We start from the raw sequence: 21,149 nt of genomic DNA, 5'->3' as shown, positions 1-21,149 counted from the left end.
ACGTGCCGGCCTTATTGAGCAGCGGGGGCGGAGGCGGTGATGACGGCCGGCTTCACCGGAGCGCCGGGGCGGACCTTCTGCAGGCCTTCGACGATGACCTGGTCGCCGGGCTTCAGGCCCGAGGTGACCAGCCACTTGTCGCCCACCGTCTGGCTGGTGACGATCTGGCGGGGCTCGGCCGCGCCCTTGGCCCCGACCACCATCACGGTGGCCGCGCCCTTGGGATCGCGGCTGACGGCCGCCTGTGGGATCAGCATGCCGCTGTTGGCCACGCCCTTGCCGAGCACGGCGCGGACGTACATGCCCGGCAGCAGCACGCCGCCCGGGTTGTCGAAGGTGGCGCGCAGGCCGACCGAGCCGGTGGTCGGGTCGACGGTGACGTCCGAGAACTCCAGGCGGCCCGGGACCGGATAGGTCGAGCCGTCCTCCAGCTTCAGGGTCACCTGGGCCGAGCCGCTGCGGCCCAGCTCGCCGCTGTTCATCGCCGCCTGCAGCTTCAGCATCTCGGCCGAGGACTGGGTCAAGTCGACATAGATCTTCGACAGGTCCTGCACGGTGGCCAGGGCGGTGGCCTGGCTGGCGGTGACCAGGGCGCCGGGGGTGACCGAGCTCTTGCCGATGCGGCCCGAGATCGGCGAGACGACCTTGGTCCAGCCCAGGTTGATGCGGGCGTTGTCCAGGGCGGCCTTCTGGGCGGCGACGTTGGCGATGGCCTGCTGGCTGGCGGCCTGGGCGTCGTCGTTGTCCTGCTTGGAGACGGCGTTGATGGCGACCAGCTCCCTGTAGCGGTCGGCCTTCAGCTTGGCGGCCGTGGCGGTGGCCTGGGCCTGGGCCAGGCCGGCGGCGGCGCTGTTGTAGGCGGCCTGGAAGGTGGCCGGGTCGATCTGGTACAGCGGCTGGCCGGCGCGGACATAGCCGCCTTCCTGGAACAGGCGGGTCTTGATGATGCCGCCGACCTGCGGGCGCACTTCCGAGACCAGGTAGGCCGAGGTGCGGCCGGTCAGTTCGCTGGTCAGGGTCACCGGCTCGGTCTTGGCGACGACGACGCCGACCGGGGTCGGTCCGCCGGAGCCCATGGCGCCGGCGGCGCCCTTGCCTTGGCCGCAGGCCGCCAGGGTCAGAGCGATGGCCGCCAGGGAGGCCGCCGAGAGGACGGCGCGAGAACGGTCGAAGGACATGCAGAAACCCCAGGAGCGACAGGGCGTCGCAGGCATCCAGCCTTGACGACGCCCCGTTGGTGACCAACATGAGAATGAACGTTCATTCTCAACGGGGCTGGACATAGGTCCGAGGTTGTCGCAAGTCAACCTCGGGGGTTCCGTCCAGCTTGACGTGACGGAAATTTAATTGGGAAGCGATGCTTTCGATGAGCGACGACGCCAACACCACGCTGCGGCCGACGCCTGAGGCGCGGCGGCAGCAGATCCTGGACGCCGCGTGCGACTGCGTGCGGCAGGCCGGGTTCCATGGCGCCAGCATGGCCGAGATCGCCAAGGCCGCCGGCCTGAGCGTGGGCCAGATCTACCGCTACTTCGAGAACAAGGAGGCGATCATCGCCGCCATCGTCGCCCAGGACCTGGCCGAGATGCGCGAGAAGTTCGCCGAGATGGAAAGCCAGCCCGGTGACCTGGTCGACGCCCTGGTCGAGCACCTGCCCGAAGCCGTCGGCAAGTGCTTCGACCTGAGCCGCGCGGCCCTGACCCTGGAGGTCCTGGCCGAGGCCAGCCGCAATCCGAAGGTCGCCGCGATCCTGCGGGCCGCCGACGAGCAGGAGCGGGCCTACGCCCAGACCATGCTGGACCGCGGCCGCCGGGCCGAATGGACCGACGCCGAATTCCAGGCCCGCTGCGAGGTGGTGGGCCTGCTGTTCGACGGCATGATCATCCGGGCGGTCAACCATCCCGACACCGACCGCGAACCCCTGACGCGCGTGCTGACCGCGACGATCCGGCAACTGCTGGGCTAAGATCGCGAAACTGCTCAAGGACCGTCTCCATAAGGGGCGGGATCCATCGACGTGGGTAGACAGGATCCCTACCCCTTCCGTAACGTCAAGTTGTGACCAGAAAAAAGCGACCCCAATGTCGGGAAGCCGCGCCGTCGTGCGTCCTTCGTGGGATCGTGCGCCTCGGAGTTGACCGTGAACGGCGCGCCGGCCCCGCGGGTCGCCAACCAGAAGGGAAGACGCCATGACCTATTCCACCGTCCGTCCGCACGCGCGCCGGGTGCTTTGGCTGACCGCCGGGGCCGCCGCCCTGGCCCTGGCGGCCTGTTCGCCGCCCGCCGCCAAGAAGGCCGAGGCGCCGGTCCCATCGGCCGCGACGCCGGCCGCCGCGCCGGCGGCGGACAAGTTCGTCATGCCCAAGGTTCCGGCCGGCGACTACAAGCTGGACCCCGCCCACGCCAACCTGGAGTTCAAGGTCAACCACCTGGGCTTCTCGCACTACACCGCCCGGTTCAGCGACTTCGACGCCAAGCTGAAGTTCGACCCGGTCAACCCGTCGGCCTCCAGCGTCGAGGCGACCATCGATCCCAAGTCGCTGACCCTGCCCAACCCGCCGGCCGGCTTCAAGGACGCCCTGACCGGCAAGGACTGGCTGGACGCGGCGCAATATCCGGCCATCACCTTCCGCTCGACCAAGGTCGAGGTCACCGGCGCCAACACCGCCAAGGTCACCGGCGACTTCACCCTGCACGGCGTGACCAAGCCGGTGGTGCTGGACGCCACCTTCAACGGCGGCTACGCCGGCCACCCGATGGACCCGCACGCCCGTATCGGCTTCTCGGCCAAGGGCACGTTCAACCGCTCGGAGTTCGGCATCGGCTTCGGCGTCCCGGCCCCCGGCACGACCATGGGCGTCAGCGACGCGGTCGACGTCCAGATCGAGGCCGAGTTCAGCGGCCCGCCGCTGCCCGACGCCAAGGCTCCGGCGGCGCCGGCCCAGTAGCCGAGCGCCCCCTCCGTCACGCTGCGTATTCGCAGCGCGCCACCTCCCCCGCGATGCGGGGGCTATCGCATATGGCCAAAACGATTGTCATCCCGGACGAGCGCGCAGCGCGAAGATCCGGGACCGGGGCGTGAACTCAGAGCTTCCGGCGGTCCCGGATCTGCGCTTCGCTTGTCCGGGATGACAACTCATTTCGTGGAAAACCCATATGCGATAGCCCTGCCCGCGATGCGGGGGAGGAGGATGCGGCGACGACCTTCTCCTCCCCCGTGAAACGGGGGAGGTGGCGTGTCGCTAGCAGCGACGCGACGGAGGGGGCGTCCTACGGAACCGCCTTCACTAACTCTTCCGCGACGATCTTCGAGCACGCGGTTTGGGCGCATCCCCAAACAGAGCGGCGGCGAGGAGGAGGAGCTTGAGCATGCGTTCGTGATCCTGCCCATTTTCGTTGTCATCCCGGAAAGCGCGCAGCGCTTGTCCGGGACCCAGGGTAACCGCACCGCTTCGGCCCAGTCCCCTGGGTCCCGGACAGCCTCTGCGAGGCTTCCGGGATGACAACCTTTTGGGGCGCCTGACGTAAGCTACGCCAGCGCCCGGTACTTGAACCCCCTGAACCGCGCCGAGCCCTTGCCGGCCGCGTAGAGGCCCGGCTTCAGCATCAGGAAGCCGCCGCGCACATTGTGGTGGTAGCCCGAGACCTCCATGCCGCGGTCGAAGCGCTTCCAGGTCGCGCCATTGTCGCCGCTGGTGTGGAAGCTGACGATGTGGCGGTTGTTGCGCAGCCGCATCAGCATCCTCGACCCGTGCGGATTGGCCGGACGGCCGCGCTCGATGCCGTATTGATGGGTGACGAAGTTCTTCGTGTCGAAGCCCAGGCCGCAATAGAGCTGGCGATCGTAGAATAGGATCAGGCCGGCGCGGGTGTCCGGATCGACCTCGATCTCGCACTCGATCTCGTAGGCCTGGTCGCCGTTGACGAAGATCAGCGGCGCGCCGGTCGAGGGCGCCTCGCCCGCGCCCTTCAGGGTCAGGACGCCGCCTTCGCGCTTGATCCGGTCGCGCTCGCCTGGCTTGGGATCGAAGAAGCTCCACTGCACCCCGTACTTGTCGGCCCTGAAGTCGTCGGACAGCGCCATGCCGTGCGGCACAACCTTGCCGCCTTTGGGCTTGGCGAGGGGCTTGGAAAGATCGCCGCCGCCGACCTCGAACCAGCCGTCCTTGGTCCAGGTGACCGGGGCCAGCAGGGTCTGGCGGCCCAGGGTGTAGAAGCCGTTTTCATAGCCGTGATAGACGGTCCACCAGTCGCCGGCCGGGCCCTCGACGAGGGTGGCGTGGCCGCGCGACCACCATTTCTCGCTGTTGTTGGTGGTGCGCACGACCGGGTTCTTCGGATCGTCCTCCCATGGACCGGCCAGCGACTTGGCGCGGGCGACGATGACCATGTGGCCGGTCGGCGGTCCCGCCGTGCCGCCCACGGCCGTGACCAGGTAATAGTAGTCGCCGCGCTTCATCACCTTGGGGCCCTCGGGCGAGAAGCCCTCGACGTCCCAGTCGTCGGGATAACGCCAGGGATTGTAGACGTGCTCGGGCCGGCCGACCGTCGACAGGCCGTCGGGGGCCAGCTGGATGCGGTCGCCGCCCGACAGGAACAGCCAGCGCACGCCGTTTTCGTCGACCACGTGGCCGGGGTCGATATAGCGAGGCAGCTTCAGGTCGACCGGCTCGCTCCACGGGCCCTCGATGGCGTCGGCCCAGATCACGTAGCTGGTGTTGTTGTCGGGGAACTTGGCCGGCAGGTAGATGTAGTAGCGGCCCTTGTGCTTGCAGAGCTCGGGGGCCCAGATCGAGCCGACATTGGTCTTCAGGGCCGAGCCGACCGGCGTCCAGTTCACCAGGTCCTTGGAGCGCCAGATCAGCAGGCCCGGATAGGCGTCGAACGACGAGTGGGTCATGTAGTAGTCGTCGCCGTCCTTGAGGATCGACGGGTCGGGATGGTCGCCGGCCAGGATCGGGTTCAGGAAGGTCCCGTCGCCCAGGTCGGCCTTGCGCTGGCCTTCGATCCCCTTGGCCCAGGTCGGTCCGGCGCCGGGCGTCGGCGCGCTGGGCAGCGTGCCCATCTGGGCGGCTTGCGAGGCGCCGGGAACGGCGGCGACGGCCGCGCCGGTCAGCAGGGAGCCCAGGGCGCCGCGGCGGTTGACGTCGACCATGAAAACTTCCTCCCGATTTTGGCTGTCGCACGGCTTGTTAGCGGCCACTTAGCGACAAGGAAACCGTCTTGTCCACCGGTGTCATTAGCCGTTTTCCAGGTGTGGAGCGGCCCCTGAAAACGACGTCCGACGCGCCGAAAACCGCACAAGAAAACGCCCGGGAGGCGGAACCTCCCGGGCGTTTCTTTGAATACCTGTTCCTCGCCGCAAGGGGGGCGGGAAGAAGCCCGTCAGCCCTCCATCGCCTCCAGCTCCTTGCCGCGCGTTTCCTGGACCAGCTTCTGGACCAGGAAGAACGAGACCAGGGCGCTGAGCGCGTAGAAGCCGTAGGTCATCGGCAGGCTCCGGGCGGCCATCGACGGGAAGCTGACCGAGATCGCGAAGTTGGCGATCCACTGGGCGAAGCCGGCGACGGCCAGGGCCGAGCCGCGCATCTGGTTGGGGAACATCTCGCCCAGCATGACCCACATCACCGGGCCCCAGCTGAGGTTGAAGAACACCACATAGGCGTTGGCCGCGAACAGGGCGATCACGCCGGTGTTGTCGGCCAGGTGCAGGGCGCCGTTGACCGTGGTGGCGGTCGAGAAGCACCAGGTCAGGATACCCAGGGTCACGGCCATGCCGGCCGAGCCGATCAGCAGCAGCGGCTTGCGGCCGATCTTGTCGATGACGGCGATGGTGGCCAGGCAGGCCAGGATCGACAGCGCGCCCGACAGGATGTTGATCTTCAGGCTGTCATCCTCGGTGAAGCCCACCGACTGCCACAGCACCGAGCCGTAGTAGAAGACGATGTTGATGCCGACCAGCTGCTGGAAGACGGCCAGGACCAGGCCGGCCCAGACGATCAGGCGGACCTTGCGGGTGGTGGGGTCCAGCAGGTCCGACAGCTTGGGCTTGTGGTGGTCGGAGGCCAGCGAGGCGCGGATCTCGGCCACCTTGCCGGCGCCCTGGCCCGCGCCGAACAGGCGCGACAGGATCTTCTCGGCCTCGGCTTCCTTGCCCTTGGCGACCAGGTAGCGCGGGCTTTCCGGGATGGCCAGCAGGCTGAAGAAGAAGACGCCGGCCGGGATGGTCTGCATCCAGAACATCCAGCGCCAGGCGGGCAGGCCCAGCCAGAACGGCGCGGTCGAGCTGCCGGCGGTGTGGGCCAGGATGTAGTTGGCCACGAAGGCGCCGGTCAGGCCGGTGATGATCATGATCTGCTGCACGGACGACAGCCGGCCGCGGATGTTGGCGGGCGTGACTTCCGAGATGTAGACCGGGCACAGCACGCTGGCCGCGCCGACGCCCAGGCCGCCCAGCAGGCGGAAGGCGATGAACACCATCGAGGTGTGCGAGGCGCCGGTGCCCAGGGCGCTGACCAGGAACAGCAGGGACGCGATGATCATCACCGTGCGGCGGCCCCACACGTCGGCCAGGCGGCCCGCTGCGAAAGCGCCAAAGGCGCAGCCGATCAGGATGGCGCCGACGTTCAGGCCGGTGCCCAGCTTGCTGAGGCTGAACGCCTTCTCCAGGCCTTCCTGCGTGCCGTTGATGACGCCGCTGTCGTAACCGAACATGAAGCCGCCGATGGTGGCGACGGCCACGATGGCGGCGATGAAGGCCATGTTGACCTTGGCGCCGTCGGCGCTCATGCCAGGGCTGGGCCCGGCGTTTATCACTGATGCCACTTTGGTCTTCCCCGAAAGGCCCGAAGGCCGCGTTTGATCCCTAACGAGTCCCGTCTTGGGCTCTTGGTTGGCCCGACCTTAATGTTAGCGGTATCAGGTCGCAAGCGTCCTCAAGGCGTCCAGGCTTAAGACGGGTTGGCAACGTTGTCATCCCCGTCGCCGCGCGTGGGAGCGCGAACATTGCCGAAAAGACATTTGCCCCGGCGGTCGCGATGGCGAACTGGAGCCGGTGGTCACCGCCAAGGACATGCTCGACTCGTTCCACGACACCAGGTGTCATCGACACGCGGCCTTGCGGCAGCGTGTCGAGCGCCGGGTCGCCTGCGGGCGGTGTTCTTCGGCTTCACCTACGCCCTGGGCGGCGGCAAGGCCCGGCCCGAGCAGTTCGACTTCGGCGGCGGGGCGGTGGGGGGATAGGGCGCTCCTCCCCTATGGGGGAGGTGTCGGCGAAGCCGACAGAGGGGGGAGTGATCGGCCGATGGCCCCAACCCGGATCGACGATCCCCCACCTCCCCCCACCGATCGCTGCGAGATCGCCTCCCCCACGGGGGGAGGGTCTGCGGGGGCGGGGACAGGCCCATGGGCCTGTCCCCAGCATTGCTAGTGGTTATGCCGCGGCAGCTTCGCCGCCAAATCCTGGTACTTGACCGCGAACTCCAGCACCCCGCCGGTCTCCAGCTGGCCCGTATGGGCGCGGTAGATCTCCTGCCAGGGGGTCATGGTCGCCGGTACGGCCGGGACGCCTTCCTTGCGGCGCTCGGCGATCGTCGCCTCGTCCACCAGGGCGTCACAGCGGCCGGTGTTCAGGTCGATGCGGATGGTGTCGCCGGTGCGCAGCCACGACAGCCCGCCGCCCACCGCGCTCTCGGGCGAGGCGTTGAGGATCGAGGGGCTGTCGGCGGTGCCCGACTGGCGACCGTCGCCCAGGGTGGGCAGGCTCATGATGCCGCGCTTCAGCAGGGCGTCCGGCGGCTGCATGTTGACCACCTCGGCCGAGCCGGGCCAGCCGATCGGGCCGGCGCCGCGGATCACCAGGATGCAGTGCTCGTCGATCTCCAGCGCCGGGTCGTTGATCCGGGCGTGATAGTCATCCGAGCCGTCGAACACGATCGCCCGGGCCTCGAAGATGTCCTCCTGGCCGGGCTTGCTCAGGTAGCGGGCGCGGAAGTCGGCGCCGATCACGCTGGACTTCATGATCGCGAAGTCGAACAGGTTGCCCTTCAGCACCAGGAAGCCGGCCTTCTCGGCCAGCGGCTGGGCGTAGGGGAAGATCACCTCGCGGTCCCTGGTCTCGCGACCTTCCAGGTTCTCCGCCATGGTCTTGCCGGTGACGGTCAGGACGCCGCCGTGCAGGCGGCCCTGCTGCAGCAGCTCCCACAGCACCGCCGGCGCGCCGCCGGCCCGGTGGAAGCGCTCGCCCAGATACTTGCCGGCCGGCTGCATGTTGACGATCAGCGGGATGTCGTAGGCCGCGCGCCAGTCGTCGGCGGTGATCTCCAGGCCCGCATGGCGCGCCATGGCGGCGATGTGCGGCTGGGCGTTGGTCGAGCCGCCGGCCGCCGCGACCAGGGCGATGGCGTTCTCGAACGCCTGCTTGGTCAGGATGTCCTTGGGCTTGATGTCCTCATAGGCCAGGTCGACGATCCGTTGGCCGGTGCGATAGGCCATCTGGCCGCGTTCGCGATAGGGGGCGGGGATCGCCGCGCAGCCGGTCAGCGACAGGCCCAGGGCCTCGGCCACGGCGTTCATGGTCGAGGCCGTGCCCATGGTGTTGCAGTGGCCGGCCGAGGGGGCGCTGTCGGCGGCGCGTTGGATGAACTCGTCCTCGTTGATCTCGCCCGCCGCCAGCTTGCGCCGCGAGCGCCAGATCACCGTGCCCGAGCCGACCAGCTCGCCGTCGTGCCAGCCGTCCAACATCGGGCCGCCCGACAGCACGATGGCCGGGATGTTGACCGTGGTGGCGGCCATGATGCCGGCCGGAGTGGTCTTGTCGCATCCCGTGGTCAGGACCACGGCGTCGATCGGATAGCCGTGCAGGGTCTCGACCAAGCCGAGATAGGAGAGGTTGCGATCGAGGGCCGCGGTCGGGCGACGGCAGTTCTCGAAGATTGGGTGGACCGGGAACTCCATCGGGATGCCGCCGGCGTCGCGGATGCCGTCGCGGATCCGGGTCACCAGGTCCAGATGGATGCGGTTGCACGGCGAGATGTCGCTGCCGGTCTGGGCGATGCCGATGATCGGCTTGCCGCTGCGCAGCTCCTCCGGGGTGATCCCGTAGTTCATGAACCGCTCCAGATAGAGAGCGGTCATGTCGATGTGGTCGGGATTGTCGAACCAGTCGCGCGAACGGAACCGGCGGGGCGTTCTGTTAGGGGAGGTCAAGGCGCACCTCGTACTGGGGCTGGCCGGCCACGGCGACGGGCAGGGCGAACAGGCCGCCGCACAGGGGATAGGCGGCCAGCTGCTCGTCGCTCAGGCCCTTGCGGGCGGTGGTGAAATAGATCGTCTTCAGGTCGGGACCGCCGAAGCAGGGCTTGGTGACGTTGATCGCCGGCAGGGTGACGCGGTCGACGATCTCGCCGGCCGGCGACAGCCGCAGGGCGCCGTGGCCGCCCCACAGGGCCGTCCAGACAAAGCCCTCGGCGTCGACCACCGCGCCGTCGGGCCAGGCGTCGTCCATCTCCAGCTTGAAGAACTGGCGCTTGTTCGACAGCTCGCCTTCCGGGCTCAGGTCGTAGGCCCAGATGATCCCGCCCAGGGTGTCGGTGTTGTAGAAGGTCCTACCGTCGGGGCTGACGCACGGGCCGTTGGTGATGCAGACGCCGTCGTCCTGCTTGACCGGCTTGCCATCGGGGCCGAGGCGGTAGAGGGCGCCGGTCAGGGTGGTCTCGGCGTCGTGCATGGTGCCGAACCACAGGCGGCCCTGGGCGTCGACGGTGGCGTCGTTGGGACGGTTGTCCAGCTCGGGCGGCTCGATCTCGCCGTGATGGACGAAGGCGCCGGTCGCGGGGTCGAAGCGGTGCAGGCCGCTCTTCAGCCCGGCGATGAAGCCGCCGCCGGCCAGCGGCGCCAGGAAGGTCACCTGGTCGGGCGCGTCGAAGCTCCGGGTCTCGCCGCTTTCCGGATGGAAGCGGTGGACCTTATGGCCCTTGATGTCGACGAACCACAGGGCCTGCTCGGCGGCGATCCAGATCGGCCCCTCGCCGAGGGTGGCCTTCAGGTCCCAGACGCAGATGGGTTCGGGCATTAATTCTCTCTCCGTTGTCATCCCGGCCGAAGCGAAGCGTAGGGCCGGGACCCAGGGGACTGGGCGAATGCGGTGCGGCCGCCCCTGGGTCCCGGACAGCCTCTACGAGGCTTCCGGGATGACACCGAGGAGGGCGTCGCCCCCGCTATGACAATCTTGTGCGATCAACGCCAGCCGGCGTCGATCCAGTATTCGTGGCCGGTGCACAGCGACGCGTCGTCCGAGGCCAGGAACATCACCAGCGAGGCGATGTGGTCGGGGACCAGGCGGCCCTTCAGGGCCTGGGCCTTGACGATCTCGGCCTCGCCCTCGGGCGTGTACCACTTCTCCTGGCGCTTGGTCTTGACGTTGCCCGGCACCACGCAGGTGACGCGGATGTCGTCGGGGCCCAGCTCGCGGGCCAGGGCCCGGGTCATGCCCTCGATGCCGGCCTTGGCGGTCTCGTAGAGGACCAGGTCCTCCAGCCCCAGATGCCAGCTGATCGAGCCGAAATTGATCACCGCCCCGCCGCCGCGCGCCTTCATGCCCGGGGCCACGGCCTGGGTGCAGAACAGCATGTGGCGCAGGTTGACGTTCATGCGCTCGTCCCAGTAGGCGGGCGTCACCTGGGCCAGCTTGTGGCGGTCGTCGTTGCCGGCGTTGTTGACCAGCACGTCGATGGGGCCGATCTCGGCGAAGGTCTTGGCCACCGCGGCCAGGTCGGTCAGGTCGCAGCGGACGAAGACCGGCGCGATCGGCGAGTCCGACAGCTGCAGGGCCAGGGCCCTCGAATCCTCGTCGGCGACGTCGAGGAAGATCACCTCGGAGCCCTGGCGCGCGAAGCCGGCGACGAGGCCGGCGCCGATGCCCGAACCGCCGCCGGTGATGACGACGCGTTTGCCCTTGAGGCTGGGATAGATGGCAGAGGACATACGCTTCACGACCAGGAGCAGACGATTTTCAGGGAGATCACAGCAGGCCGCGGCCGGCCAGATTGCGGATCAGGGCGGAGACGCCGAACGTCCACGGGGCGGCGAGATCGCAGGTGGTCACCTCGTTCTCCAGCACGCCCAGCTTGGGGGTGGCCACCCGCACGCGGTCGCCGACCTTGTGGGTGAAGCCCTGGCCCGGCGCGTCGCGGTCCTGGATCGGGGCGAACATCGTGCCCAGGAACAGGACGAAGCCGTCGGGATACTGGTGCTGCTTGCCATAGGCCTGGCCGGCCAGCACGGCCGGGTCGCGGCTGATCAGGCTCATGTTGCTGTGGCCGTCGAGCACGAAGTTGTCGCGGCCGGTGATCTTCAGCGTCACTTCCGCCGAGCGCACGTCGTCCAGCGAGAACGCGTCGTCGAACAGCCGGAAGAACGGGCCGATCGCGCACGAGGCGTTGTTGTCCTTGGCCTTGCTGAGCAGCAGGGCCGAGCGGCCCTCGAAGTCGCGCAGGTTGACGTCGTTGCCCAGCGAGGCGCCGCGGATCCGGCCCGACCCGTCGCACAGCAGCACGACCTCCGGCTCGGGATTGTTCCAGTGGCTGTCGCTGCGCACGCCGACCTGGTCGCCCCAGCCCACCGACGACAGGGTCGGGCCCTTGGTGAAGATCTCGGCGTCGGGGCCGATGGCCACTTCCAGATATTGCGACCACAGGCCGTCGGCGATCAGGGTCTGCTTCAGGCGCTCGGCGCCGTCCGAGCCCGGGTTCACGCTGCGCAGGTCGCCGCCCATGCTGGCCGACAGCTGCTCGCGGATCTTCAGGGCGGCGGCGGCGTCGCCCCGCGCGCGCTCCTCGATCACCCGCTCGAGGGTCGAGACCGCGAAGGTCACGCCGGCCGCCTTCAGCACCTGCAGGTCGACCGGGGCCAGCAGCTTGGCGGCCGCGCCTTCCGGGTTCTCCCACACGGCGCGCAGGTCCAGGGCTTCGAGCGGGCCCAGGTCCTCGCCGCGCGGAATCGCCGCGCCGGGCGCGAAGGCGTTCATCAGGTCCGAGGTCGTGGGCGCGATCCGGCTGACGTCCTCGACGCGGCCGTCGCGGATCAGGACCGGGGTCGGGCCCTGGCCGAAATCGATACGGCCCAGCAGGGTCGCGTCGCGCCAGTCGTCAGGCAGAAAATCACTGAGGGCCACCGGTCGTCTCTCCCTAGCGGGCGCGTTGGGACCGGTCTTGACTCGCCGCCCACGCCCCCCCGTCACTTGTCGACCACGTTGTTAGCGCTAACACTACGCCCAGCGCAAGTCCCGCCGCGACGGGCAAATCGCGCCGCGTCCATCGACACGCCCTGGCGGACCGCCATGGGTAGAACCACGTAAAGGGCTCAAGCTCAAGCAGGACAACGCCATGACCGACCGGCCGATCAGGATCCCGGGCCCCGACCACCCGATCAGCATCACGCGCAATCCGCGGCGCGTGGTCGTCACCCTGGGCGGCAAGGTCGTCGCCGACACCCGCGACGCCCTGACGCTGCGCGAGGCGTCCTATCCGCCGATGCAGTACATCCCGCGCCAGGACGTCGACATGGCGCTGCTGGCCCGCACCGACCACGCCACCTACTGCCCCTACAAGGGCGAGGCGTCCTACTACAGCCTGTCGTCGGGCGGCGAGCGGTCGGTCAACGCGGTCTGGACCTACGAGTCGGCCCATCCGGCCGTGGCGGCGATCCAGGATCACCTGGCGTTCTATCCGGACCGGGTGGACGGGATCGTCGAGGAGGGGTGACCGTCGCCAGGTCCATCTTGGGATTCAGATTCGGTTCCTTTGTTGTCATCCCGGAAAGCGCGTAGCGCTTGTCCGGGACCCAGGTGAACCGCACCGCTTCGGCCCAGTCCCCTGGGTCCCGGACAGCCTCTGCGAGGCTTCCGGGATGACAACAGGTTAAGGGCGAACCTAGACCCCGTAATCCATGGCCTTCAGGTCGGCGATCAGGGTCGGGCCCGTGGGAGACCAGCCCAGCGTCTCCCGCGTCCAGGCGCTGGACGCCGGCATGTCCAGGTTCGCGAACATCGCCATCCAGCCGAAATGGCCCGCCGCCTCTTCCGGCGTCAGGGACACGGCCGGAACCTTGAGGCCCGCGCCGACGACTTCGGCGATCTCGCGGGCGGTCACGCCTTCCTCGGCCACCGCGTGGTAGCGGGCGCCGGCCTGCGCCCGCTCCAGCGCCAGCCGGTAGAGCCGGGCGACGTCCTGCACGGGCGCGGCGGGCCAGCGGTTGAGGCCGTCGCCCACATAGGCCGAGACCCCCTTCTGGCGAGCGATCGCCACAGTATAGGTCACCAGGCCCTGCCTGACCGGGTCGTGGACCTGCGGCAGCCGCATGACCGAGACGTTGACCCCGGCCTCCAGGGCCGCCGCGCCCGTGATCTCCGAGGCGCTGCGGGGATTGGGATGGTCCAGGTTGAAGACGTCCTCGGTCGCGGGCCGGCCGTCGCCGGGGGCGCCCATGCCCGTGCCGGAGGTGATGACCAGGGGGCGGTCCGAGCCGGCCAGCGCCGAGCCGAGGGCCTCGATGGCGCGGCTGTCCTTCTGGCAATTGGCCGCGAAGTTCGAAAAATCGTGGTCGAAGGCGCAGTGGATCACGCCGTCGGCCTGGGCCGCGCCGGCCCGCAGGCTGCCTGGGTCCTCCAGGCTGCCGCGGTGGGCCTGGGCCCCGGCGGCGACCAACGCCTGGGCGCCCGCCTCCGACCGCGTCAGCCCCAGCACCTGGTGGCCCGCCTTGAGGAGTTCCGGCACGATGGCCGAGCCGATGAAGCCGGTCGCGCCGGTGAGGAAGACACGCATGGAAGCTCTCCGCTGTTGTTCGGAGACGGATATCGCCCTAGACTGATCCTGTTAAAGTAGTGACTTTATCCTAGTATAATGACCAACAGGATCGGCATGGAGGTCGAGCGCGACAATCGGCTGGGCGCCTATCTCAAGGACCGTCGCACCCGCCTGGATCCGGCCGCCCTGGGGTTCCCGGCGGCGCGCCGGCGGACCTCGGGCCTGCGCCGCGAGGAGGTCGCCCAGCGCGCCAACATCAGTCCCACCTGGTACACCTGGCTCGAGCAGGGCCGGGGCGGGGCGCCCTCGGCCGAGGTGCTGAACCGGATCGCCGGCGCCCTGATGCTGACCGACGTCGAGCGCGAGCACGTGTTCCTGCTGGGTCTGGGGCGGCCGCCAGAGGTTCGCTACAAGGCCAGCCAGGGCGTGTCGCCCCGTCTGCAGCGGGTGCTGGACGCGATGGCCTTCAGCCCCGCCATGGTCAGGACCGCCACCTGGGACATCGTCGCCTGGAACCGCGCCGCCGCCGTGGTGCTGACCGATTACGGGGCGTTGCCGCCGGACCAGCGCAACGTCCTGCGCCTGATGTTCGGCGACGCCCGGGTCCGCGCCGCGCAGCACGACTGGGAAAGCGTCGCCCGCTTCGTGGTCAGCACCTTCCGCGCCGACGCGGTCCGGGCCGGCGCGGTCTCCGAGGTCAGCCAGCTGGTCGACGAGCTCTGCCTGACCAGCCCCGAGTTCAAGCGCTTCTGGCTGGAGAACGACGTGCTCGCCCATGGCGAGGGCACCAAGCACCTGCGGCACCCGGTGCTGGGCCCGCTGGCGATGGAATATTCCGCCTTCGCCGTCGACGGCCGGCCGGATCTGAGCATGGTCGTCTACAACCCGGCCACCGACGCGGACGCCGAGCTGGTGCGGTCGTTGATGGAGGGGGCGACGTGAGCGGGCGGGGACGCGCTCTCACGGCAGGGCGTCGCAAGCTCAATCCCAAGGATAGGGGTGAGTGCGTGTCCCCAATTTCGTCCACGGACCTGCAGGCAAATCAGCGGATCCGTTGGGGACATGCACTCACGGCAAGCCCTGTACGCACCCGTTCGAGGCCCCGGGGTGAGAGCACGTCCCCGCGCCACGTCCACTGGCGGCGATCAGGCCTGATCGTCAGTGGCCAAGGCACGACCTCGATGCCAAGCTCCCGCCGTGAACGGAGCGTTGAAGCCGTGAAGATTTTCCCTCTCGTCCTTGGCCTTGCCGTGATGCTGGGTCCGCTACGCGCTGTCGCGGCGGAGGCCCAGCCGCCGCGGAAGCCGGCCTCTACCCACATGGCTCCGGAGTTGCTCCGCCCTCACCTCATCGACATCGGCGATGGCCGCAGGCTGAACCTGCACTGCGTTGGTCATGGCGCGCCGACCGTCCTGTTCGAGCAAGGCGGCGAAGGGTTGATCTTCAACTGGCGAAAGGTGCAGCCCGCGATCACCGCGATCACGCGCACCTGCTTCTATGACCGGGCCGGTTTCGGGTTCAGCGACCCGCCCGCCAAGCCCGTGACGGCGATGAACGTGACGGACGATCTGCATGCGCTTTTGAAGACGGCGGGGATCAGGGGGCCGATCGTTCTCGTCGGCCATTCTATCGGCGGCTTCTACGCCACCGTGTACGCCGACCGGTTTCCTGCCGACGTGGCGGGCATGGTGCTCGTCGAACCCGGCTTCGCGGGCCAATGGCCGAAGCTTTCGCCGGAGGACGCCAGAACCCGCGAGGAAGAAACCCGGCGCGGCGGCGCTCACTTCCTGCAGTGCGGCGCGCTCGCCCGCCAGGGGCTGCTTTCAGCGCAAGCGCCCCACGGCTGCTTCAAGATCCCGCCCGACCTGACGCCGGCCGAACGCGACTACTTCCTCCACGTCAACACCCGGCCCTGGTGGTACGAGGCCGAGATCGACCAGTCCAACAACTACTTCCCCTACCATGCCGACGACAGCACCAGCTGGAAGCAGGAGCGGGCCCTGAGCCGATCGTTCGGAGCTCTGCCGCTGGAAGTGCTTTCGGCCGGCGTCGCCCCGGGAAACGCCTGGGAGTCCGAGGCCGTTCACGAGACGTCGGCGCGGTGGTGGCGCGCCGGACATCAAGCCCTGGCCCGAAGGTCCACGCGGGGCGTCTGGACGCTGGCGCCAAAGGCCGGTCACTTCATCCAGAAGGACAGCCCCGAAGTCGTCATCCAGGCCATCAAGCGTGTCGTCGAGCAGGCGCGGCGACCGGACGCCGCGGAGCCCGTAGACGGCAAGTAGCCTATGGGCCTGCTGAAGGTCGGCGGTGGGGTGGTGAACGGACCGGAGGTCGCGACCAATCCGGCGGTGGAATGGCAACCGTGATGCTAGATTGCGGCAAGAGGCGACTCATCCCCTCGTTCCACCCAGCGATTTGGCGATCGAGGAGCCAAGCCCCCATGCGCATCGCCATCGCCTCCGACCATTCCGCGATCAAGCTCAAGGCCGAGCTCGCGGCATGGCTGACGGGCGAGCGCCATGAGGTGGCGGACCTAGGCCCCGAGAGCGGCGAGCGCGTCGACTATCCCGACTATGGCTACAAACTCGCCGAGCATATCGCGAGCGGCCAGTCCGACCGTGGGATCGCGCTCTGCGGGACGGGCATCGGCATCTCCATCGCGGTCAATCGCCATCCGGCCTGTCGCTGCGCGCTGGTCAGCGAGCCGGTCTCCGCGGGGCTCAGTCGAGAACACAACGACGCCAATGTCATCGCCCTCGGCGCCCGCCTGATAGGACTCGACATGGCCATGGCCTGCGTGACGGTTTTTCTCGCGACGGCGTTCGCCAGTGGCCGCCATGGCCCGCGCGTGGAGAAGCTCGGCGCGGCGCCGGTCCCCGCGACGTGAACTGACCGCAAAAGCCGCCGCCAAGCGGCTAAGCGTCCGACCAAGGCCTTCCGCCGCCCCTCACCCCTCCGGCGCCGGCCCCGTCGAGTCCCGCACGATCAGGGTGTGCGGGTGCATCAGCTGGCGGGGCTCGCCGGCCTTGCCGCGTTTGCGGCGGATCTCTTCCAGCACCAGGTCGACGGCGGCGCGGGCCATGGCGGCGATGGGCTGGTGGACGGTGGTCAGGGCCGGCCAGATGTTGGCGGCGATCGAGGTGTCGTCGAAGCCGACGATCGACACGTCCTCGGGCACGTCCAGGCCCATGCGGTGGGCCACGCCCGCCGTGGCCGCGGCCATGTCGTCGTTGCCGGCGAAGATGGCGGTGGGCCGGTCGTCCTCGCCCAGCAGCCGCTCGGCGGCCTCCAGGCCCGAGCGATAGGTGAAGTAGCCCTGCTCGATCCGCACGGCCTCGTCGGGCACGCCGGCCGCCTTCAGGGCCGACAGGAAACCGTCCAGGCGCTGCTGGCTGACCGTCTGGTTGGGGTGGCCCTTGATGATCCCGAAGCGCTTGTGGCCCAGAGTCAGCAGGTGCTGGGCCAGTTCGAAGGCGGCGGCCTCGTTGTCGATGCGGATGGTGGCCATGTCGGCGCTGGGCATGCCCGGGGCCACGGCCACGGCGGCCGCGCCGGCTTTCTTCACCTCGGCCAGGACCTGGGCGCTCTCGCACAGCGGGGCGGGCAGGATCAGGCCGTCGACGCCGGTCTTCAGCAGGCGGGTCAAGGTGGCGCCGGCCAGTTCGGGCTCGGCGCACTTCTCGATCACCACCTGGGCGCCCGTGCGGCTGCTTTCGTCCAGCGCCCCGACCAGGAACTCCGACAGGTAGCCGGTCGAGGGGTTGTCGTAGAGCAGGCCGATGCGGAACGGGGCCGAGCCGGCCAGGCTGCGGGCGGCGGGGTTGGGGGCGTAGTTCAGGTCGCGGATCGCCGCGTCGACCAGGGCCTTGGTCTCGGACTTGACCGTCGTCTCGCGATTGATCACCCGCGACACCGTCATCGGCGACACCCCGGCCAGGGCGGCCACGTCGCGGATGGTCGCGCTCTGGGTCGTGCGGCGGCGTTGACGCTCGTTGCGGTCGTTCATCGATGGTCCGTCCCTTTGTCGCGGCGGACACTAGACCGTTTCGGCCATGTCTTGGAAGACAAGCCGCAAGTCTTTGAACCGGCAGGGAAGCCCGCGCGGCCCGGCAGATGCAGACGGCGATCTTCCCATGGCCTAGATTGACGGCATGACCCACGACGCTGTCCCCTTCGGAGCGATCATCCTGACCGGCGGCGCCTCGCGCCGGATGGGCGCCGACAAGGCGGCCCTGGACTGGGGCGGCCAGAGGGCCGTCGATCGCGTGGCGGCCCTGGCGACAGCGGCCGGCGCCGTGCGCGTGCTGACGGCCGGGCGCGACCTGGGCCTGGAGCATGTCGACGATCCGGCCCCCGGCGCGGGTCCTGTCGGCGGCGTGCTGGCCGGGACGCGGGCCCTGGCGGCGCACGGCCTGGCCCGCGCCCTGGTCCTGGCCGTCGACGCCCCGACCGTGACGGTCGAGGACCTGGCCCCGCTGCTGGCGGCGGCCGCGCCGGGGGCGGTCTATGACGGCCTGCCGGTGCCGATGATGCTGACCTTCGCCGCCTTGCCGACCGACGCCGAGGCCGGCTGGCCGCTGCGGCGGCTGGTCGAGCGGGCGGGGCTGGCGGCGCTGCCGTGCGACGAGGCGGTGCGGGCCCGGCTGCGGGGGGCGAACACGCCGGAGGAGCGGGACCGTCTGAATACCTGACGGGGACACGCACTTGTGCGTGTCCCCAATACCGCCCTGGATCCTGCTGGGGACACGCACAAGTGCATGTCCCCGTCTTCAGTACACGTCCCGCCGATAGCGCCCCTCGTCGGCCAGGCGCTCCATCGTCTCCGCGCCCAGCACGGCCGTCAATGTCGCGTGGACGTCGCTCGACATGCCCTCCAGCGAGCCGCAGACATAGATCGCCGCCCCGTCGGTGACCCAGGCGCGCAGGGCGTCGGCGGCCTCCATCAGCCGGTGCTGGACATAGACCTTGCGGTCCTGGTCGCGGGAGAAGGCCAGGTCGAGGCGTTGCAGGACGCCGTCCGCGCGCCAGGCCTCGATCTCGCCCTGGTGGAAATAGTCGTGGGCCGCCGTGCGCTCGCCGAACACCAGCCAGTTGCGACAGCGTCCCGCCGCCGCGCGGGCCTTCAGGTGGGCGCGCAGGCCGGCCAAGCCGGTGCCGTTGCCGACCAGGATCAGCGGCCGGTCGTCCGAGGGGGCGTGGAAGGCGCGGTTGGTCCGCACCCGGGCGGCGATCTCGGCGCCCTCGGCGGCGTGGACGGTCAGCCAGCCCGAGCCCAGGCCCGGCTTGCCATCGGCCCGGCTCATGGCCCGGACCAGCAGCTCGACCCCGCCGTCGGCCGGCAGCGAGGCGATCGAATATTCGCGGTGGGGCAGGGGCGGCAGGGCGTCGACCAGGGCCTGGGGCCCCAAAGTCCGATTGGGGGCGGCCGCGAAGCCGTCGTCGTGCGGCAGCCGGCGCCAGGACAGGACCTCGGCCAGGGTCGCGGCTTCCTCGGCGACGACCGGGGCCGCCGGATCCAGGCCTAGCCGCGCCAGCAGGGCCGCGACCTCGGCGGGGTCGTTGCGCGGGCCGATCTCCAGGATGTCGCCGGCCTCCCAGGTCGCGCCGTCGGCGGCTTCGAGCCGGATGTGGAAGGCGCCGTCGCCGGGGCTGTCCGGGTTCAGCTGCCGACGCTCGACGAGCCGCCAGCGGCCGTAGCGCGGGCGGGTCCAGTCCGGCGCGTCGGTGACGCCGGCCAGCACGCCGACGTGACTCTGCCAGTGGCGCAGGGCGGCCGGGTCGCCGTCGTCGATCTCGACCCGGTCGAACAGCGGCGTCGCGCCCCGATGGGCCAGCCAGGCGTCCAAGGTCCGGCCGAAGGCGCAGAACCGGGCGTAGCCGCTGTCGCCCAGGGCCAGCACGCCGTAGCCCAGGCCGTGCAAGGCGGGCTCGGCGCCCATGACGTCGCGGATGAAGCGGCGGGCCGTGTCGGGGGCGTCGCCCTCGCCGGTGGTGCTGACCACGAACAGGGCGCGGGCGGCTCCAGCCAGGTCCGAAGCGGTCACCTCGGCCAGGCTCTTCAGCGTCACCCGCGCCCCGGCCTCGCCCAGCAGCCGGGCGGTGGCCAGAGCCAGTTCCTCGGCGAAGCCGGTCTGGCTGGCGTGGACGACCAGGATCGGCGCGCCGGTCCCCGCCGACAGGGCGTCGGCCGCGCGGCGAGCGGCGCGCTTGCGCAGGGCCTGGCGCCAGGCGATGGCCAGGCAGAACAGCAGGTAGCCGCACAGCACCAGGCCGGCGGTCGACAGGCGGCGGGCCTCGGGCGTCAGGGCTTCCCATGCGTTCATGCGTCGAGCATCGCCGCCAGGGCCGTCGACAGGCGCTCCTCCAGGCCGGTCGGGCCGTGGGCGAGGATCATCGCGGCCAGGCCGTGCTGCGCCGCGAAGGTCAGGGCGGCGTCCGGCGCCATCACCGTCAGGGCCGTGGCGTAGGCGTCGGCGCGCATGCAGCTTGCGTCCAGCACCGTGACGCTGACCGTGGGGTTGGCGACCGGCGCGGCGGTGGCGGGATCCAGGGTGTGGGCGTAGCGGCGGCCGCCGTGCTCGAAGAACCGGCGGTAGTCGCCCGAGGTGGCGACCGACAGGCCGTGCAGGGCGACCAGGGTCCGCACGCCGTCATTGGCCACCGGCGGGCGCTCCAGCTCGACCCACCAGGGCTGCCCGTCGGGCTTGGCCCCGGTCCCGCGCAGCTCGCCCCCGACCTCGACCAGGTACGAGCGGGCGCCGGCCCGGTCCAGGGCGGCGGCGACCTGGTCGACCGCGAAGCCCTTGGCGATGCCGTTGAGGTCCAGGCGCAGGCCGCCCGGCTGGAACAGGCTGTCGCCGTCCAGGACCAGACGGCGCCAGCCGGTGGCCTCGCGGGCCTTGGCGACGTCGTCGGCGTCCGGCGGCGCGCCGGAGAACGGGCGGGGGCCGAAGCCCCATAAGTCGACCAAGGCGCCCAGGGTCGGGTCGAAGGCGCCGTCGGTGCGCTCGGCGATCTCCAGGGCGGCGCGCAGCACCAGGGCGAAGGCCGGGGGCAGGGCGGTCCAGCCGCCGGCGGCGGCGCGGTTGAAGCGGGACAGGTCCGACAGCGGCTCCCACGGGCTCATTTGCCGAACAGCCTCGTCCAGCGCCCGCTGGGCCATGGCGGTCAGGGCCTGGGCGTCGGCGGTCGGCGGGGCCACCAGCCGGACCGACCAGGTCGTGCCCATCGTCGCGCCGGCGAGCGCCAGCACCGCGCCGCCGATCGGACGGGCGGGCGGCTCGGCGAGCTGGGGGACGAGGACGCGGGTCATGGCAAATCGCAGATCAACTCGTGTTGTCATCCCGG

The 21,149-nt window shown here is 69.9% G+C and carries 19 protein-coding genes; 8 read left to right on the top strand and 11 right to left on the bottom strand.

What is annotated here, in order from left to right:
• Positions 1-11 precede the first annotated feature (11 nt).
• The gene (locus tag ACSQ2G_RS04845; RefSeq protein WP_436028729.1) at positions 12-1,178 is read right to left on the bottom strand and encodes an efflux RND transporter periplasmic adaptor subunit; all 1,167 of its coding nucleotides are present in this window, start codon (positions 1,176-1,178) and stop codon (positions 12-14) included.
• A 188-nt stretch (positions 1,179-1,366) separates the two neighbouring features.
• On the opposite strand from ACSQ2G_RS04845, the gene ACSQ2G_RS04840 reads away from it, so the two are divergent.
• Both ACSQ2G_RS04840 and ACSQ2G_RS04835 read left to right on the top strand, forming a co-directional pair.
• Positions 1,367-1,966, top strand: coding sequence for a TetR/AcrR family transcriptional regulator (locus ACSQ2G_RS04840; protein ID WP_436028727.1), 600 nt, complete (start codon positions 1,367-1,369; stop codon positions 1,964-1,966).
• 223 nt (positions 1,967-2,189) lie between these two features.
• Positions 2,190-2,948: a YceI family protein gene (locus ACSQ2G_RS04835; protein ID WP_436028726.1), complete on the top strand. Its 759-nt coding sequence runs from the start codon at positions 2,190-2,192 to the stop codon at positions 2,946-2,948.
• A gap of 581 nt (positions 2,949-3,529) precedes the next feature.
• Here the strand turns inward: ACSQ2G_RS04835 and ACSQ2G_RS04830 are convergent.
• Positions 3,530-5,155: a family 43 glycosylhydrolase gene (locus ACSQ2G_RS04830; RefSeq protein ID WP_436028724.1), complete on the bottom strand. Its 1,626-nt coding sequence runs from the start codon at positions 5,153-5,155 to the stop codon at positions 3,530-3,532.
• Between the two features lie 230 nt (positions 5,156-5,385).
• Positions 5,386-6,825 carry a sugar porter family MFS transporter gene (locus ACSQ2G_RS04825; RefSeq protein ID WP_436028722.1) on the bottom strand — a complete coding sequence of 480 codons (1,440 nt, stop codon included), beginning with the start codon at positions 6,823-6,825 and terminating at the stop codon, positions 5,386-5,388.
• Between the two features lie 273 nt (positions 6,826-7,098).
• Here ACSQ2G_RS04825 and ACSQ2G_RS04820 point away from each other — a divergent pair, with 273 nt between their 5' ends.
• Positions 7,099-7,242 (top strand): hypothetical protein, encoded by a 144-nt coding sequence (locus ACSQ2G_RS04820; RefSeq protein ID WP_436028720.1) that lies wholly within the window; start codon positions 7,099-7,101, stop codon positions 7,240-7,242.
• 183 nt (positions 7,243-7,425) lie between these two features.
• Here ACSQ2G_RS04820 and xylD read toward each other — a convergent pair whose 3' ends face one another.
• From xylD to ACSQ2G_RS04800, 4 genes are all read right to left on the bottom strand, one after another.
• Positions 7,426-9,207 (bottom strand): xylonate dehydratase XylD, encoded by a 1,782-nt coding sequence (xylD, locus tag ACSQ2G_RS04815; RefSeq protein WP_436028719.1) that lies wholly within the window; start codon positions 9,205-9,207, stop codon positions 7,426-7,428.
• Complete coding sequence (locus tag ACSQ2G_RS04810; RefSeq protein ID WP_436028717.1) at positions 9,194-10,072, bottom strand: SMP-30/gluconolactonase/LRE family protein; 879 nt, start codon at positions 10,070-10,072, stop codon at positions 9,194-9,196. Before ACSQ2G_RS04810 ends, xylD begins: the two co-directional genes overlap by 14 nt.
• A gap of 164 nt (positions 10,073-10,236) precedes the next feature.
• Positions 10,237-10,983 (bottom strand): D-xylose 1-dehydrogenase, encoded by a 747-nt coding sequence (gene xylB / locus ACSQ2G_RS04805; RefSeq protein WP_436028715.1) that lies wholly within the window; start codon positions 10,981-10,983, stop codon positions 10,237-10,239.
• Positions 10,984-11,020: 37 nt separating this feature from the next.
• Positions 11,021-12,172: a fumarylacetoacetate hydrolase family protein gene (locus ACSQ2G_RS04800; protein WP_436028713.1), complete on the bottom strand. Its 1,152-nt coding sequence runs from the start codon at positions 12,170-12,172 to the stop codon at positions 11,021-11,023.
• Between the two features lie 211 nt (positions 12,173-12,383).
• Between ACSQ2G_RS04800 and ACSQ2G_RS04795 the strand changes: the two genes are divergently transcribed.
• Positions 12,384-12,761, top strand: a complete 378-nt coding sequence (locus tag ACSQ2G_RS04795; protein ID WP_436028712.1) for a DUF427 domain-containing protein — start codon at positions 12,384-12,386, stop codon at positions 12,759-12,761.
• Between the two features lie 168 nt (positions 12,762-12,929).
• Here the strand turns inward: ACSQ2G_RS04795 and ACSQ2G_RS04790 are convergent, their stop codons facing one another.
• Positions 12,930-13,820, bottom strand: a complete 891-nt coding sequence (locus tag ACSQ2G_RS04790; protein ID WP_436028710.1) for an SDR family oxidoreductase — start codon at positions 13,818-13,820, stop codon at positions 12,930-12,932.
• A 78-nt stretch (positions 13,821-13,898) separates the two neighbouring features.
• Between ACSQ2G_RS04790 and ACSQ2G_RS04785 the strand changes: the two genes are divergently transcribed.
• The 3 genes from ACSQ2G_RS04785 (at position 13,899) to rpiB (ending at position 16,689) form a co-directional block, all read left to right on the top strand.
• Positions 13,899-14,744: a helix-turn-helix transcriptional regulator gene (locus ACSQ2G_RS04785; protein ID WP_436028708.1), complete on the top strand. Its 846-nt coding sequence runs from the start codon at positions 13,899-13,901 to the stop codon at positions 14,742-14,744.
• Between the two features lie 275 nt (positions 14,745-15,019).
• Positions 15,020-16,084: an alpha/beta fold hydrolase gene (locus ACSQ2G_RS04780; protein ID WP_436028706.1), complete on the top strand. Its 1,065-nt coding sequence runs from the start codon at positions 15,020-15,022 to the stop codon at positions 16,082-16,084.
• Positions 16,085-16,242: 158 nt separating this feature from the next.
• Positions 16,243-16,689: a ribose 5-phosphate isomerase B gene (rpiB, locus tag ACSQ2G_RS04775; RefSeq protein ID WP_436028704.1), complete on the top strand. Its 447-nt coding sequence runs from the start codon at positions 16,243-16,245 to the stop codon at positions 16,687-16,689.
• Positions 16,690-16,749: 60 nt separating this feature from the next.
• Here rpiB and ACSQ2G_RS04770 read toward each other — a convergent pair whose 3' ends face one another.
• The gene (locus tag ACSQ2G_RS04770; RefSeq protein ID WP_310081818.1) at positions 16,750-17,808 is read right to left on the bottom strand and encodes a LacI family DNA-binding transcriptional regulator; all 1,059 of its coding nucleotides are present in this window, start codon (positions 17,806-17,808) and stop codon (positions 16,750-16,752) included.
• Positions 17,809-17,953: 145 nt separating this feature from the next.
• On the opposite strand from ACSQ2G_RS04770, the gene ACSQ2G_RS04765 reads away from it, so the two are divergent.
• Positions 17,954-18,493, top strand: a complete 540-nt coding sequence (locus ACSQ2G_RS04765) for an NTP transferase domain-containing protein (RefSeq protein WP_436028702.1) — start codon at positions 17,954-17,956, stop codon at positions 18,491-18,493.
• A gap of 78 nt (positions 18,494-18,571) precedes the next feature.
• Here the strand turns inward: ACSQ2G_RS04765 and ACSQ2G_RS04760 are convergent, their stop codons facing one another.
• Both ACSQ2G_RS04760 and ACSQ2G_RS04755 read right to left on the bottom strand, forming a co-directional pair.
• Positions 18,572-20,125, bottom strand: coding sequence for a flavodoxin domain-containing protein (locus tag ACSQ2G_RS04760; protein ID WP_436028700.1), 1,554 nt, complete (start codon positions 20,123-20,125; stop codon positions 18,572-18,574).
• On the bottom strand, positions 20,122-21,114 hold the full coding sequence (locus ACSQ2G_RS04755; RefSeq protein WP_436028698.1) for an FAD:protein FMN transferase: 993 nt from the start codon (positions 21,112-21,114) through the stop codon (positions 20,122-20,124). The genes ACSQ2G_RS04760 and ACSQ2G_RS04755 overlap by 4 nt, the downstream gene beginning before the upstream one ends.
• Between the last annotated feature and the right edge of the window lie 35 nt (positions 21,115-21,149).

The sequence above is a fragment of the Caulobacter sp. LjRoot300 genome, from assembly GCF_964253875.1.
In the GTDB taxonomy this organism is placed as follows: domain Bacteria; phylum Pseudomonadota; class Alphaproteobacteria; order Caulobacterales; family Caulobacteraceae; genus Caulobacter.
This window is presented reverse-complemented; position numbering and strand designations above follow the sequence as displayed.